The organism is Rummeliibacillus pycnus (assembly GCF_050459865.1).
GTDB lineage: Bacteria > Bacillota > Bacilli > Bacillales_A > Planococcaceae > Rummeliibacillus > Rummeliibacillus pycnus_B.
The window spans coordinates 1-14,961 of record NZ_JBCMNM010000121.1 but is presented as its reverse complement, the minus strand read 5'-3'; the positions used below and the strand labels follow the sequence as shown (position 1 = coordinate 14,961).

Below are 14,961 nucleotides of genomic sequence, written 5' to 3'. Positions count from 1 at the left end.
GTGACGAGGAGATTGAAGCCAAGCCCGTGGAAAGCGCCGTCTGTAGCGGAACGTTCAAATCTGAATATTGAAGTTAATATGAAATGTTTGTATTAAAAATACAAAAATGGATTTATGAAATTGACTCAACCATCAATTTTATATATAAATCAATTCATTCTGATGAAGGATTTACGACTTATTTATTTTTCTAAAAAAATTAAGTCAAATCTATTGACTAATATATAGTAATCTTATAGGATTTAATTGACTAATGAGTCAGTCGAGGTGAATAATGTGGTGCAAGCAGATATTCGTAGACAAGAGAGAGAGCAACAATTGATTAAAATAGCACTTGAATTATTCGCAACTGTTGGTTATGAAAATACGAAAATTTCGGATATTGTAGCACAGGCGAATGTTTCGCAAGGGACGTTTTACTGGTATTTCAAAAGTAAAGAAGCCATTGCATTGAAGATGCTAGAAGATGGGCGAAAAAATATATTAGAGGCAATTGCGATTGGCTATCGAAAATCGAAAGCTTCGATTCAAGAATCCGTCGTGTCCTCAAGTAATTTATTTGTACATATTTTTAATTTTGCAGAGGATAATTCCTATTTAATGCACATACTGATAAAAGGAATCCACTCTCAGCCTTTGTTGCAACAAAAAGTTGATGAAATTAAAGCTGATATGGAAGCAGCCTTTGCCAATAATATTGAACGAGCAAAAGAATTAGGCATGCTAAGTCGACCAATTGAGCCTAAAATGCAAGCAGTGTTTATCATGAGTTTGCTGGAAGGTGTGCTATCTAGATGGCTGTTTACAGAACGGAGCGAAAATCACGCATTCGCTGACAAATCATTACAAGAATTAATTGAGGAAACTGTACACTTCGAATTTTTTGGTATTTTCGGTGTATAAAATAGGAGGATAAAAAGTGAAAAAAGCAAAATGGTTATTAAGCTTTGTTGCCGTAGCAGTTCTTCTACTTAGCGCATGTGGAAGTATGGGTGCTAAAAAAGATGTCAAACACGGTAACAACTATACAGATCAATTACAAAATATCCAAGATCATGGAGAAATGACAGTCGGTATAATGGGGACATATGCACCATACAACTTTATGGGCAAGGATAAACAATATACTGGTTTCGATGTAGATATTGCAAAAGAAATTGCAAAACGTATGAATGTAAAAGCAAAATTTGTTGCACAAGATTTCTCAGGTTTAATCCCAGGATTACAACAAGGTAAATTTGATGTACTTGTCAGCCAAGTGACGATTACAGATGAACGTAAAAAAGCGATTGACTTTTCAGACCCATATATTACAAACGAAGTAAAAGCTATTGTTAAAGCAGATAACAACAGCATCAAATCAACTGCAGACTTCAAAGGTAAAACAATTGGTGTAGGTCTTGGTACAAATGATGAAACTTATTTACGTAATGACTTGATGCCAAAAGTTGGCGATTTCAAAATCAACACATATGATGATGTTATCACGACTCTAAAAGACTTAGATGCTGGTCGTATCGATGCTACAATCAATAATGTCTATGCATTAAAACCAATCGTTGAACAAAATGGCTTTAAAATTAAAGCTGTTGGAGATCCAATTAAAGCAGATAAAGCTGCGGTTGCTGTTAAAAAAGGGAATCCAAAATTAGTTAAAGCGATTAACAAAGCAATTGAAGATATGAAAAATGATGGTACTTATAAGAAAATCTTTGTAAAATGGTTTGGTGAAGAACCACCAGCAGAATAAAGAAAGTAGGAAACACACATGGATTTAGTCATTGAAAATATCCCCTTTCTATTAAAAGGGGCATATTACACTTTACTGATTACAGTGGTATCCATGTTCTTTGGCTTAATAATAGGCTTACTTGCTGCGATTGCTCGAATTAAGGGCAATCGCTTTCTGCGTAATATTGCAAGAGTCTATGTTTCAATTATTCGAGGAACACCACCGCTTGTACAAATCGTTATTGTCTATTATGGATTGGTAGATTATGGTATTGAGCTTGGCCCATTAACAGCAGCTTATATTGCTTTAAGTATTAATATTGGTGCATATGTGTCAGAAGCATTCCGTGGAGCTATTCAATCTGTACCAAAAGGACAAACAGAGGCTGCTCTAGCAACAGGAATGACAGAGAGACAAGCTATGACTCGAATCATTATTCCGCAAGCAATTCGTTATGCGATTCCGCCACTAGGTAATACATTTGTCGGTATGTTAAAAGAAACATCTTTAGTTTCTGTTATAGCAGTAACAGAGTTAATGCGTTCAGCACAACTATTAGTTGCTCAATATTACGTGTATATGCCGTTTTATCTTTCAATCGGTATTATGTATTGGGTAATGAGTACATTCTTTACTTTTATATTAAATAAAATTGAAAAACGCTTATCGGTTTACTAGGAGGTGCGGAAATTGATAGAAATTCAACAACTATACAAAAGTTATGGTAGTAATGAAGTGTTAAAGAATTTAACTTTATCCATTCCTGCACATCAAGTAGTAGCTGTTATTGGACCGAGTGGTTCTGGTAAGAGTACATTTTTAAGATGTATCAATGGATTAGAAAAAATTACTGAGGGCAAAATCTCTGTAATTGGACATGAAATCGATGCGAAAGCACCAAAAAAGGAATTGCAAAAGGCTATTTATGCAATTCGACAAGAAACGGGCATGGTGTTCCAGCAATTTAACCTGTATCCACATAAAACTGTTGTAGAAAATGTCATGGAAGCACTTTTAGTTGTAAAGAAAATGCGAAAAGACCAAGCTCATCAGATTGCATCTGATTTATTGAAAAGAGTTGGATTATCAGAAAAAGAAGATAGCTATCCATCTCAACTTTCAGGTGGCCAACAACAACGTGTAGCAATTGCAAGAGCTTTAGCTATGGAACCGCAACTGATGCTATTTGACGAACCCACTTCAGCGCTTGATCCAGAACTAGTCGGTGAAGTACTAAAAGTAATGAAAAGTTTAGCAGAAGAAGGCATGACAATGATAATTGTGACGCATGAGATGAACTTCGCGAAGAATGTCGCAGATCGTGTTCTATTTATGGCAGATGGTGTCATTGTAGAAGATGCTGAACCTAAAGCATTTTTTGAACACCCACAAACCGCAAGAGCACAACAATTCTTGCAACAGGTAAATGAATTCTAAGGAGGAAATATATATGCAAATCACAGCAAAATGGCAAGGTGGTCGTGCATTTGAAGCAATAGGTGCATCTGGATATAAAATGGCTATGGATGCAACTGCAAATTATGGTGGAGAAGGCCAAGCACCAACACCTACTGAAATGCTTCTAAGCTCATTAGCAGGTTGTATCGGAATTGATGTAACGATGATTTTGAAACCACATTTAGATAAAATCACAAATCTAGAGATCGTAGTAGATGGTACTCGCCGTGAAGAAATGCCAACTGCTTTTACTGCAGCAAATCTAACTTTTAAAGTCGATGGCGATATCGACGCACATAAAGTGTGGAGAGCGATTAAATTAGGGGAAGAAAAATATTGTGCAGTATCCGCATCGCTAAAAGCTGATATCACACATTTACTCATTTTGAATGGTGAAAATGTACCGTTCGAATAAGAATTTCATAAGATGAGCAGGGAGATGAATTTTCTCTTTGCTCTTTTTTTATGGAATTTACCAATAACTACTCCAAACTTTTTCTTCGTAATCGCGGAGAATTAAAAAGAAAATTTGATAAAAATACAGAAAATATTGTCAATTATTGTTGGAAATATTTTATAATATATGTAATAAGTGATTAAGAAAGAGGACAATTCATGAAAAATAAATTTTCCATTGGGCAAATGGCGAGACTGAATAATATATCGATTAAAACGCTTCGTTATTATGATGAGATTGGGTTGTTTCGGCCATTTGATGTAGATACAGCTACTGGTTATCGCTATTATTCTATAGAACAATTTAAAGAATTAGATATTATTTTATATCTGAAAATGATGGGTGTCCCTCTTAGAGACATAAAAAAACAATTAGAAAACCGCAGTTTAGATGATTTTATTTCTATTCTAGAGAATATTAGAAGAATCACACGTGAGAAAATTGAAGTATTAAAGCGAATTGAGCAAGGCTTGTTTTCGCGTGTTACGGAGCTTGAAAATACAAAAGATGACACTAATATTGGAAAACCATATATTGAACACCATGAATCACACAGTATTATTCAGGTGAATAAAAAAGTTGGTTCTTTGAAAGAAATTGAATCAGAACTTCGTCAATTAAAGAATCATTATGAACAAATTGTACCCATTGTAATTGGGAACGCCGGTTATTTAATGGAAATTGAAGATCGAAATTATAAAGAACCTTCTTACGATGGAATCTTTTTATTAGTGGATCAGCCAATGCATAAGCAATTGGATATGATAACCCATATTGATGAAGGAGATTTCGCAGTTTTACGCTGGAGAGAAAAATTGGATGAAGAATCTCGATACATAGATAAAATTTTGCGTTTTATTAAAGTACACAACTATCAAACAGAAGGGCCTTTATATATACGTAAAATTGTTGATGGCAGTATCTCAAATCATTCAGAAGAATGGCTAAAAGAAATTCGTATAAAAGTACATCCATTGCCCCTTCATTAATGATTTGCTTCATTTTAGACATGTTCTCTATTACATTAAGAATGATTTAATAAAAATTGACCGTTTAGGGGATACTACAACCTGAATTTCCAATTGAGTGGAGGTAGTTAATTGACATTCCTTATTCGTTTATTCGTTATCCTAATCTTTTTGTATTCTTATCCGAACATAATTTCCGCTAAAGAAATTAAGTATAATCACAACAGTAAAACTATCTCAGAAATAAAGAAAGAAGTTGACTTTACCCTTTTGACTCCTACAAATATTCCTGAAGATTGGACATTAGATACCAAAACATCTCCTTGGATAATGCTACATTATATGGACAGCAAGGATACCAAGCTGATGGTCGGTATTCATCAGAGATTGGGTTTTCATTTATTCAAAGACGATTTTCCCTATGCTCAACAGGTAGATATTAATGGTAACAAGGGTTATTTTCAGGGATGGGAAGAGAGTGGTGAAGTAGATAAAAACGGTGATACGATTACTGGTGGCTTACTTAATTGGGTCCAAAATGGCACTTATGTAGAAATGAATAGTTCAAGATTACCGAAAGAAAGAATGTTAGAAATCGCAAGGTCAATGAAATAACATTTTCAAAAGGTGATTAACAGACCGAAAAAAGCAATGGAAATCGAATCCATTGCTTTTTTTGTATGCAAATTTAATAATGATATACTTACTAATTGTTTTGCTAAAACGGTCACGAATTCAGGTTTTGTACTTCAAAATCGACCCGTTCTTTATGGGAGATGCTTTCGTTTATCCAATTAATCATATTTATTTTAAATGATGACAAATTTTTTCTTCTTGAATAATTTCAATTGCATTACCCATTGATTGAAGTTGTTCAGCTTTAGTAAGCTTTGAACTTTTCTGACCCTTTTCAACTCTAGCCCAACTACTATTACTTACAATTAGAATATCCGTTTGTTTTGTTACAGTATTGCTAAAAACCCCTCCGAGAGTTCGTATCTTTTTGGCAGCCATTGATCTTGATAAACCTTCCAGGCCACCCGTAAAGACAATATTTTTACCTTTAAAGTACGATGAAGATGTAATAGTTGTTCCATTAGAAGGAATAATTTTTGCAGGTTTGGTTAGTTGAAGAAGTGAAAAACCTTCAAATCTTTTTTCAAAGTCCAATACAAGGTGAGCAATAATTTCAGCTCGTTCAAGTTCTAATCTGATATCAAACAAATGTGCAAGCGTAGGTAATGAGAAATGGCGCTCTTTTGTTAATTTATTTTTGGCAAATGTAAGTATAGAACCAAAATGACAGTATGGAACAAGTTGATCAATAGACAAACAAGATTCTTCTAAAACTAATTGATCAAATTCACTATAATAACCAATGACAATTTCATTTGTCAGCCACTTATTTAATTCTGGATAAAACTCTTTAAATGTTGGTGAAAGATGGACCATATCTTCCGTAATACCGTGCTGTGATATATGAAATTCGTCAAATGTTTGCTTTGGGTTAATATAAGAGAAAAGTGAATCGACAATCATGTTTTCTCTGACTTTGACAAGCCCAATTGAACAAATACTATCTGGCCACTGATTTGCTGTTTCGATTTCTAATGCAATAAAATCCAAATGACTTCCTCCTGAAAATCTATACTACAGTTTATTATATCAGTATACTCTATTAATTGAAGTTGCATTTCTCTTGAGAAAATAACATATACAAAAGTAACAAGGAATTAATCCCAGATTATTTTTCATAAACATCTTCAATGGCAAATGAAGTTAAAATGATTAAATTTACTTTAGTAAATAATTCAGGGTAATGCTAAACTCTCTGATTTTTTACAAGTTGTTAAGCATAAATTAAACTATAAAATAGTGAGATAAATATTAGAGGTGTTTATATGAAATATCAAGAAGCATTTGATAAGTGGCAGAAAACAAAGGATCTACCTGAAGATTTAAGAATAGATTTACATAAAATGGCTAATGATGAGTCTAAAAAAGAAGATACTTTTGGTAAGACTTTATCTTTTGGAACAGGTGGAATGCGTGGAGAAATGGGCGCAGGTACAAATCGCTTAAATCTTTTTACCATTCGAAAAGCAACAAAAGGGATTGCTGATTATATTCAAACATTCGGTCAAGAAAAAGCAAATCAAGGAGTAGTGATATCTTTTGATAGTCGTCGAATGTCAAAAGAATTTGCGATTGAAACAGCTACAACCCTTGCACAGAACGGTATAAAAACCTATTTATATAAAGATTGCCGTACAACACCGCAGCTATCTTTTTCTGTTAGAAAACTTCAAACGTTTATGGGTGTGATGATAACTGCTAGCCACAATCCTCCAGAATATAATGGATATAAAGTGTACGGGGATGATGGAGCCCAATTAAATTTGCAAGCTGGTGAAGATGTAATTTCTTATGTAGCAAAAGTAGGAGATGAGCTTCAATTAACAACGGGCGATTTTAATGAATACCTAAAAAGTGGTTTGATTCAACTCATCACAAATGAATTAGATGAAGAGTATTTTAATGAACTGATAACAATTCCACTTGATGCATCACTTTTCAAAACGACAGAATTACAAGTAATATTTTCACCACTACATGGTATTTCTGGATACACAGTTCAACAGATATTCGAACGATTGCAATTCAAAGGAATGCATATTGTTCAAGAGCAATTTAATCCGGATGGCGATTTTCCAACGGTCATTTCTGCAAATCCTGAAGAACAGACTGCGTTTGAATACGCAATACGAGATGGACTAGAAATTGAAGCAGACCTACTTCTTGCAATTGATCCTGATGGTGATAGATTAGGTGTAGCAGTCAAAGAAGGAGATTCGTATCAACTGTTAACGGGGAATCAAACTGGTGCAATCATGCTCTATTATGTACTCACCCGTTTGGAGGAATTCAGTGTATTACCTGAAAACGGACGGATTGTAAAAACAATCGTTACCTCCGATTTTGGACAATCAATCGCCAATTATTTTGGTATCAGTACAGAAAATGTCTTAACAGGATTCAAATTCATAGGTGAAAAAATAGAAGAGTACAATAAAACAGGTGAATATCAATTCCTTTTTGGGTACGAAGAAAGTTACGGCTATTTATACAAAGCATTTGCCCGAGACAAAGATGCAAATCAAGCAATCCTATTATTAACGGAAGCAGCTGCATATTACAAAAAACAAGGCAAATCGCTTTTAGATGTCTTACAAGTATTGTATAAAGAACATGGTTATTACAAAGAAACACTTGTATCTATTACAAAAAAAGGAATTGAAGGAGCAAAATCAATAAAAAATGCTTTAGCAGAGCTTCGTGAGCATCCTTTAGAAAAAATTGGTGAATTTCATGTCTTAAGTATTCAAGATTATTATACTCAAATGATTTCATATACTGATCATTCCCCTAGCGAGAAAATTACATTGCCAAAATCCAATGTATTAAAGTATATCTTGGAAGATAACTCTTGGGTTTGTGTTCGTCCAAGCGGAACAGAACCGAAAATCAAATACTATATTGGTGTAAAATGTGAATCAGAGGAAGCAGCAAATGAACAGCTAAAAAAATTAAAAAATGCAATGATTACAGTGATGGAGAGAAAATTAAGTTAATGTAGTTTGTTTAAGATTTTATTGCTAAAGATTATATTTAAAATTAAGGAGCTAATAATTATGATGAAAAATAATTATCAAGTTTCCCTAAGAACAGGAAATTTGGATGATGCAGAAACCTTGCTAGAAATTCAAAGGGAAGTTGTTTCAGAAAATGAATTTATGATTTCTGTTTTAGAAGAAATTGAAGAATCAACGGTGCAACAAAGAAGTTGGATACGGAAAATTTTAGAGAATGAAAGAGAAACAATAATTGTAGCTGAAATCAAAGGGAAAGTTACCGGTTTTATTATTTTTCGTTCTAAAAATACCAAACGGCTTGCTCATACTGGTTACTTTACGACTATGATAAAGAAAGATTATCGAGATATGGGTATTGGAAAACTCCTTATTAAAGAACTTTTAAACTGGGCAGAACAAAATACTTTAATTGAGAAAGTAAGTTTAGGCGTTTTATCAACAAATCAGAGAGCAATAGCCTTATATAAAAGTGTGGGATTTGTAGAGGAAGGACGAAAAATTAAAGAAGTTAAGTTTAGCGAGGACTTTTATGTCGATGATATTCTAATGTATAAATTGGTTTAATCCTTTTAAACTAACGGAGGGTTTTAATTGAATAAGGACAACGGAATATCGAATTATTAGGAAACAATTTCTAGAAGAAGTATATTTTTATTAACTCTCAAATTTTAAATAATCAAAGTAAACCGCTATCTGGTGATTAATTACAGAATAGCGGTTTTTGTTATATTAATCTGGTAATATTAAACTGGAATTCCTGAATATTAACTTTCTAATGAAAGATGATGAGGAAAGTTTGCAAAAAAGGGGAGACATAATGGTCCATATATTATACATAGAAGATGAAAGTGAAATTGGAAGTTGGGTAACAAAAGATTTAATAGAAAGGGGCTATGAAGTGACTTGGCTAAAATCAGGTGAGAACGCGGAAAAATATATTTCAACTGTGGATCTGGTAATTCTCGATGTCATGCTACCTGGTTTAGATGGATTTTCAATAGGAAAGCGAATTAAAAAAGAAACAGAAAATTTACCAATTTTAATGCTATCTGCACGTACTGCTTTAGAAGACAAGATTGAAGGACTCAGTTTTGCGGATGATTATTTAACTAAGCCATTTCATCCAGATGAACTTGCTGCACGAATTGAAGTACTGATAAGAAGATTTCAAAAGAATGATCCTATTTTAGAAATTCAACACCTAAAAATTCACACAAAAGATTTAAGAATTATCAATCAAAATAATAATGAGGAAATCCAATTAACAGGCAAACAATACTACTTATTTCAATATTTTATCCGCCATTTAAATCAGATTTTAACAAAAGAACAACTTTATGAAGGGGTTTGGGGAGAAACCTTTATAGAAGGAGATAAAACGTTAATGGTACATATCCGATATTTACGGGAAAAAATCGAAGAAAACCCAGCGAAACCAATAGTTATTGAAACAATTCGGGGAATTGGATACAGGGTTAAACAATGAAAAAATTCTTTCGATCTTTATTAGCAAAATATATGCTAATTATTTTGACGGCTATATTTATTGTTCAAATAGCTTATCTATTTATTGCCTTATTTATTATAAAAATAGATAATAATTTAGAAAATAGTAATAAAAACAGCCCAGAATTAGTTGAAGAAAAATGGCATACAGCTGCTAATAATATAAAAAATGACACAAATCAAAATATCCTCAATCTTTTTGATCAATGGAAAAAGAATTATCCAGAAGCATCCATGTTTTGGATAGATCAGAATGGTAATTTATCAGAAAAAGTAAATGTAAAACGTCAAATACCAAATAAATGGGACTCAGCATATACAGCGAAATTTATGAAAGAAAGTTATGCTAGTGATCCATTTACAGTAATCGCATTTGTAGGGAAAGATACATCTCAAGGTTTTGTTGTTCTACAAATCCCTAGAAATACTTTTAATCCACCATTAGTGAAGGCTAATGAAAAATACGGCACACTTTTAACTTTTGTAATGTTAGGGATTATTATTCTTTTTATCACCATTTCTTTCTTCTTTTTCAGAGGAATTCGAAAGAGATTGTTACATTTGCAAGATGCTATGACAATTCGGGATGTTGATCAACTACCAATCGAGATTCAGGTAAAAAAGAAAGATGAAATTGGTCAGCTAGAACAGACATTTAATCAGATGGTTGTTGAGTTAAGAGAAAGTAAACAGCGCGAACAGAAAGAAGAACAACTAAGAAGAGAGTTAATCGCTAACCTTTCACATGACTTACGAACACCTTTAACGAAAATTCGTGCACAAACTTTTACGATATGTAAGGAAGAGTTATCACAAGAAGGAAAACAAGCAGTAAAAGCATTAGAAAAATCTGTTATAAATATTGATCATCTAGTTGAAAACTTAATGTCTTATACGCTGTTAATGTCAAGTAAATATAAATTTGATCCTTTCGAAGTAGATGTTGTACGGCTAATTCGAGAATGCATTGCGAGTTGGTATCCCGTATTTGAAAAAACAGGATTTACTGTCGATGTGGAATTACAACCTTTTGAAAACCATCAATGGCACATTGATCCAATTTGGTTAGGAAGAATATTAGATAATTTACTTCAAAATGTACTACGTCATGCAAAAGATGGTTTATATGTAGGAGTGAAAACAGAGTCAACTGTTAAATATGATGCGATTGTTATTTCTGATCATGGAAAAGGCATGAATGCTATATCAAACGAAAAAGGGGCAGGAATCGGCTTATCAATTGTGGACCTAATGATAAATAATATGCAGCTTGAATGGAATATTGAATCCAGTGAAAAAGGAACAACTATTAAAATTAAGAAATATAAATAAAAATGCATTTGGAGAGGTTACTTTTAATCTTTTCAAATGCTTTTTTTAAACAAAATTTAAACTTACTACTAACCTGGTTTTAACCTTCATTTTCTAAGATAGAAAATGAGGTGAGAGAAATGGAATATATAGTACATACAGAGAACTTATCAAAAACGTTTGGAAAAGAAGTAGCAGTTAATGGAGTAGAGTTGAAAATACCCAAAAAAGAAATTTATGGATTTTTGGGGCCAAACGGAGCAGGAAAGACGACAACAATTCGTATGCTTTTAGGTTTAATGAAGCCAACTTCTGGAGACATCCACATTTTTGGAAAAGATTTAAAAAAAGAAAGAATAGAGATTTTAAGAAAAGTTGGATCATTAGTTGAAAATCCATCCTACTATCCACATTTGACTGCATATGAAAATTTAGAAGCAATAAGAATGATTTTAGATGTACCGCCATCAAGAATTCATGAAGTATTAGAAATTGTGCGTTTAAAAGAAGCGAGTAATAAGAAAGTAAAAGGTTTTTCACTAGGTATGAAGCAACGATTAGGGATTGCAGCAGCGTTGTTGCATAATCCAGAATTGTTAATCTTAGATGAACCAACGAATGGATTAGATCCATCAGGAATAATTGAAATGCGAGAACTAATCAAAAGCCTTCCAACCAAATTTGGTATAACAGTCCTTATATCAAGTCATTTATTATCTGAGATTGATCAAATGGCAACAACAGTAGGAATCGTAAATAAGGGAAAGCTAATTTTCCAAGATTCTATCGATGCAATGCGTTTATATGCTAAGCAAAACGTATCGTTAACTGTAAGTAATGGTGAGAAAGCATGGAGATCACTACTAGCTAAAGGAATAAAAGCTACATATAAAAATGAGCATATTGAGCTGGCTGATTGTTCAAATGAAAAAGTAGCACAAACTGTAGAAACTCTTGTTCATGACGGATTTTCTATTTATCGAGTTGAAGAAGAAAAAAGATCATTAGAAGAAATCTTCCTCCAAATGACGAGGGGAGAGAAATGGGCATGATTCGAAATCTAATCGTAACAGATTTTCTTAAAATAAGGCGGAAAGGTTTTTGGTTTTTAACATTTCTAGGACCATTCGGTATTGTTGCGATGCAAATGGTCAATTATGGTGTTCGAAAAGATTATCTTTTACAGCAAAGTGACGATGATTGGGGCTATTATTTAGTCAATGTAAGTTCATTTACGCCTTTAGCTATTGTTTTAGGAATTGCCATTTTAACATCTTTAATGGCAAGTCTTGAAGATGAAACAAATGGATGGAAGCACTTGATTGCATTACCCGTTACAAAAATAAATGTCTACTTATCCAAATTTACAGTTGTTTTTAGTTTGTTATTTTTATCATCTGTTTTATTAATGTTCTTTACACTTGGATTTGGTGTTTTTCTTGATTTAGGAGAGCCGATTCCATATATAAATATACTTAAATATAGTTTTTATCCTATCTTGGCGGCATTGCCAGTATTGGCTTTACAACTATGGATTGCAGTTGTTAGTCAAAATCAAGCAATTCCAATTACTACAGGAATAATAGGTACTATTTTAGCCTTTGCAGGGTCTGCTTTACCAGATTGGATGATTTGGAAGTGGCCATCATTAATAAATGAATGGGAAAAACCCATTATAAATGTTGAGCTAGGAATTAGTGTTGGAATCGTCTTATATATTGTTGGAATGGTTGATTTTAATAGAAGGGACGTGAAATAAATGCTAGCTATTTTACAATCAGAATGGTTTAAATTACGCAAATCTAAAATAACATACATCATAATAATAGGACCATTAATCGGGCTAATGACTGGTATTAATTCACCTCTTGAGTTAAAAGTAAGTGAATGGGAACAGGCATTGTTATATATGAATTTAACATATGCATTATTATTTTTACCGCTTGTTACTGGTGTGCTTGCTAGTATTATATGTAGATATGAACACCAAGCGGGGGGATGGAAACAACTTCTGGCGCTACCTGTTTCAAGGGGGCAAGTATTTGTGGCAAAATATATTATTATAATGCTAATTGTTTTGGTCATTCAAATATTATATTTTTGCGCATTATTTGCAGTAGGTGTCATAAGAGGTTTTAGTGATCCTTTTCCTTTAGGAATTATCTGGAAATGTATTTTAGGGGGATGGATTGCGACATTCCCATTAGTTGCTTTGCAGTTATGGATGTCCATCTTATTTAATAGTTTTGCAGTACCATTTGCTGTCAATGTAATCTTCACATTACCTTCAATATTAGCCATCAATTCAGAACATGTCGGTCCCTACTATTTATGGGCGCAACCCTTTATGATGATGTATATTGGTGGAGAAACAAGTGATGTATTTTACATTCCTTGGGAACAATTGATATCCGTAGTCGGGGGAGGATTTATATTGTTCTTTCTTTGTGGATACTTATATTTTCAAAGAAAAGCTGTTTAGATTTATAGCTTAATTATTTTGTTATGTTACTTTAAAATTGAGTAAATAAGTGCCGAAAGGGAGTATATTGAAAAAACTAACGAATATGTCTTGGCAAGTTGCTGTCTATTATTACTTGAATCAAGTTATAATGCGAAATTTATCTGAAATAAACGAACATTTAATTCCGAATATTGAATAAATAATTTATTAAATGTTCGTATTTAAAAATCGTATATAGATTTGTGAAATTTATTCACATGGATAATATATAACAATTTCAGAATATTATGTATAATTAATAGTGTATAAATCATGTTTTTAATGACAGCGGGGGTGTAATGTTTGAAAACACGTATAACAGAAATATTAGGGATTAAGTATCCAATCATTCAAGGAGGACTTGCCTATTTAGCTTATGCAGAACTTGCTGCTGCTGTATCAAATGCAGGCGGTCTAGGTCAAATTACTGCAGCAACTTTAGGGACTCCAGAAAAACTTCGTGAAGAGATTCACAAGGTTCGCACATTAACCAAAAATCCATTTGGTGTGAATTTTGCAATTTCTAGACATGATCGAAAATACGAAGATTTGTTGGAAGTGGCAATTGAAGAAAAGGTGCCAGCTATTTCGATTACTGGTGGTAACCCGAAACCTGTGCTTGAAAGAGTGAAGGATGAAGGTATAAAAACAATGGTACTTGTTTCTGGCGTTAGACAAGCACAAAAAGCGGAAGAACTTGGTGCTGATATTGTAATGGCAGTTGGACAAGAAGGCGGTGGCCATTTAGGACGTGAAGATATTGGTACGATCGTACTTGTACCAAGGGTAGCAGAATCTGTGTCAATACCAGTTTTAGCTAGTGGAGGAATTGGTGATGGAAGGGGTTTACTTGCCGCATTTGCACTTGGTGCTGAAGGTATTGAAATGGGCACCCGTTTTATTGCGACAAAAGAATGCGTTCATGCCAATGATGCATATAAAGAAGCACTTATTAATGCAAATGAAACTGATACCATTGTAATCGAAAGATCTTTAGGTGCTCCCGGGCGTGCATTAAAAACAGAATTTACGGAAGAAATTGTAAAACGTGAACAAAATGAAGCTACCTACGAAGATTTAAAAGATATGATTAGTGGGCGAGCGAATCGTAAATATATTTACGAAGGCAATATTGAAGAAGGTTTTGGATGGGCTGGTCAGGTTATGGGGCTAATCAATGATATCCCAACTGTGCAGGAATTGTTTGATGAGATCATTCATAATGCAAATGAAGGAAGAAAACGACTAAATAATATTTTTAATTGAGTCATTTTCCTCATTTAAAGTTTTGATATAAAACACGATCATTAAATGAGGAAATTGGATGTGCTATATCTATTAGAATATTGTCTCGAAGCGGAAGATGGCGACTC

At 33.3% G+C, this 14,961-nt stretch carries 16 protein-coding genes; 15 read left to right on the top strand and 1 reads right to left on the bottom strand.

Going from position 1 to position 14,961, the window contains the following annotated elements; genetic code table 11:
- Positions 1 to 276: 276 nt before the first annotated feature.
- From ABE048_RS19830 to ABE048_RS19800, 7 genes are all read left to right on the top strand, one after another.
- Positions 277 to 903, top strand: coding sequence for a TetR/AcrR family transcriptional regulator (locus ABE048_RS19830; protein WP_430313022.1), 627 nt, complete (start codon positions 277 to 279; stop codon positions 901 to 903).
- A gap of 16 nt (positions 904 to 919) precedes the next feature.
- On the top strand, positions 920 to 1,750 hold the full coding sequence (locus ABE048_RS19825) for a transporter substrate-binding domain-containing protein (protein ID WP_430313021.1): 831 nt from the start codon (positions 920 to 922) through the stop codon (positions 1,748 to 1,750).
- Positions 1,751 to 1,768: 18 nt separating this feature from the next.
- Complete coding sequence (locus ABE048_RS19820) at positions 1,769 to 2,410, top strand: amino acid ABC transporter permease (RefSeq protein ID WP_430313020.1); 642 nt, start codon at positions 1,769 to 1,771, stop codon at positions 2,408 to 2,410.
- 12 nt (positions 2,411 to 2,422) lie between these two features.
- On the top strand, positions 2,423 to 3,169 hold the full coding sequence (locus ABE048_RS19815; RefSeq protein WP_430313019.1) for an amino acid ABC transporter ATP-binding protein: 747 nt from the start codon (positions 2,423 to 2,425) through the stop codon (positions 3,167 to 3,169).
- A gap of 13 nt (positions 3,170 to 3,182) precedes the next feature.
- On the top strand, positions 3,183 to 3,605 hold the full coding sequence (locus tag ABE048_RS19810) for an OsmC family protein (protein ID WP_430313018.1): 423 nt from the start codon (positions 3,183 to 3,185) through the stop codon (positions 3,603 to 3,605).
- A gap of 200 nt (positions 3,606 to 3,805) precedes the next feature.
- Complete coding sequence (locus tag ABE048_RS19805) at positions 3,806 to 4,636, top strand: MerR family transcriptional regulator (RefSeq protein WP_430313017.1); 831 nt, start codon at positions 3,806 to 3,808, stop codon at positions 4,634 to 4,636.
- A gap of 111 nt (positions 4,637 to 4,747) precedes the next feature.
- A complete protein-coding gene (locus tag ABE048_RS19800; RefSeq protein WP_430313016.1) occupies positions 4,748 to 5,230 on the top strand; it encodes a DUF4367 domain-containing protein in 483 nt (160 codons plus the stop codon).
- A 189-nt stretch (positions 5,231 to 5,419) separates the two neighbouring features.
- Here the strand turns inward: ABE048_RS19800 and ABE048_RS19795 are convergent, their stop codons facing one another.
- Positions 5,420 to 6,241: an exonuclease domain-containing protein gene (locus ABE048_RS19795; protein ID WP_430313015.1), complete on the bottom strand. Its 822-nt coding sequence runs from the start codon at positions 6,239 to 6,241 to the stop codon at positions 5,420 to 5,422.
- 275 nt (positions 6,242 to 6,516) lie between these two features.
- Here ABE048_RS19795 and ABE048_RS19790 point away from each other — a divergent pair, with 275 nt between their 5' ends.
- The 8 genes from ABE048_RS19790 to ABE048_RS19755 all read left to right on the top strand — a co-directional run bounded on the left by ABE048_RS19790 (position 6,517) and on the right by ABE048_RS19755 (position 14,854).
- Entirely contained in the window at positions 6,517 to 8,247 is a 1,731-nt protein-coding gene (locus ABE048_RS19790) for a phospho-sugar mutase (protein WP_430313014.1), read from the top strand.
- Positions 8,248 to 8,310: 63 nt separating this feature from the next.
- Positions 8,311 to 8,832, top strand: coding sequence for an N-acetyltransferase family protein (locus ABE048_RS19785; RefSeq protein ID WP_430313023.1), 522 nt, complete (start codon positions 8,311 to 8,313; stop codon positions 8,830 to 8,832).
- Between the two features lie 253 nt (positions 8,833 to 9,085).
- Positions 9,086 to 9,754, top strand: a complete 669-nt coding sequence (locus ABE048_RS19780; RefSeq protein ID WP_430313013.1) for a response regulator transcription factor — start codon at positions 9,086 to 9,088, stop codon at positions 9,752 to 9,754.
- A complete protein-coding gene (locus ABE048_RS19775; protein WP_430313012.1) occupies positions 9,751 to 11,106 on the top strand; it encodes a sensor histidine kinase in 1,356 nt (451 codons plus the stop codon). The genes ABE048_RS19780 and ABE048_RS19775 overlap by 4 nt, the downstream gene beginning before the upstream one ends.
- 119 nt (positions 11,107 to 11,225) lie before the next feature.
- Complete coding sequence (locus ABE048_RS19770; protein WP_430313011.1) at positions 11,226 to 12,137, top strand: ABC transporter ATP-binding protein; 912 nt, start codon at positions 11,226 to 11,228, stop codon at positions 12,135 to 12,137.
- Positions 12,134 to 12,844, top strand: coding sequence for an ABC transporter permease (locus ABE048_RS19765; protein ID WP_430313010.1), 711 nt, complete (start codon positions 12,134 to 12,136; stop codon positions 12,842 to 12,844). The genes ABE048_RS19770 and ABE048_RS19765 overlap by 4 nt, the downstream gene beginning before the upstream one ends.
- A complete protein-coding gene (locus ABE048_RS19760; protein WP_430313009.1) occupies positions 12,845 to 13,567 on the top strand; it encodes an ABC transporter permease in 723 nt (240 codons plus the stop codon).
- A 324-nt stretch (positions 13,568 to 13,891) separates the two neighbouring features.
- Positions 13,892 to 14,854: an NAD(P)H-dependent flavin oxidoreductase gene (locus tag ABE048_RS19755; protein WP_430313008.1), complete on the top strand. Its 963-nt coding sequence runs from the start codon at positions 13,892 to 13,894 to the stop codon at positions 14,852 to 14,854.
- Positions 14,855 to 14,961: the final 107 nt, after the last annotated feature.

Bases quoted from the DNA above. Each gene is read 5' to 3' on its own strand.
- ABE048_RS19810 (WP_430313018.1), top strand. From the start codon at position 3,183: ATGCAAATCACAGCAAAATGGCAAGGTGGTCGTGCATTTGAAGCAATA.
- ABE048_RS19775 (WP_430313012.1), top strand. From the start codon at position 9,751: ATGAAAAAATTCTTTCGATCTTTATTAGCAAAATATATGCTAATTATT.
- ABE048_RS19780 (WP_430313013.1), top strand. From the start codon at position 9,086: ATGGTCCATATATTATACATAGAAGATGAAAGTGAAATTGGAAGTTGG.
- ABE048_RS19770 (WP_430313011.1), top strand. From the start codon at position 11,226: ATGGAATATATAGTACATACAGAGAACTTATCAAAAACGTTTGGAAAA.
- ABE048_RS19820 (WP_430313020.1), top strand. From the start codon at position 1,769: ATGGATTTAGTCATTGAAAATATCCCCTTTCTATTAAAAGGGGCATAT.
- ABE048_RS19765 (WP_430313010.1), top strand. From the start codon at position 12,134: ATGATTCGAAATCTAATCGTAACAGATTTTCTTAAAATAAGGCGGAAA.
- ABE048_RS19785 (WP_430313023.1), top strand. From the start codon at position 8,311: ATGAAAAATAATTATCAAGTTTCCCTAAGAACAGGAAATTTGGATGAT.
- ABE048_RS19760 (WP_430313009.1), top strand. From the start codon at position 12,845: ATGCTAGCTATTTTACAATCAGAATGGTTTAAATTACGCAAATCTAAA.
- ABE048_RS19790 (WP_430313014.1), top strand. From the start codon at position 6,517: ATGAAATATCAAGAAGCATTTGATAAGTGGCAGAAAACAAAGGATCTA.
- ABE048_RS19805 (WP_430313017.1), top strand. From the start codon at position 3,806: ATGAAAAATAAATTTTCCATTGGGCAAATGGCGAGACTGAATAATATA.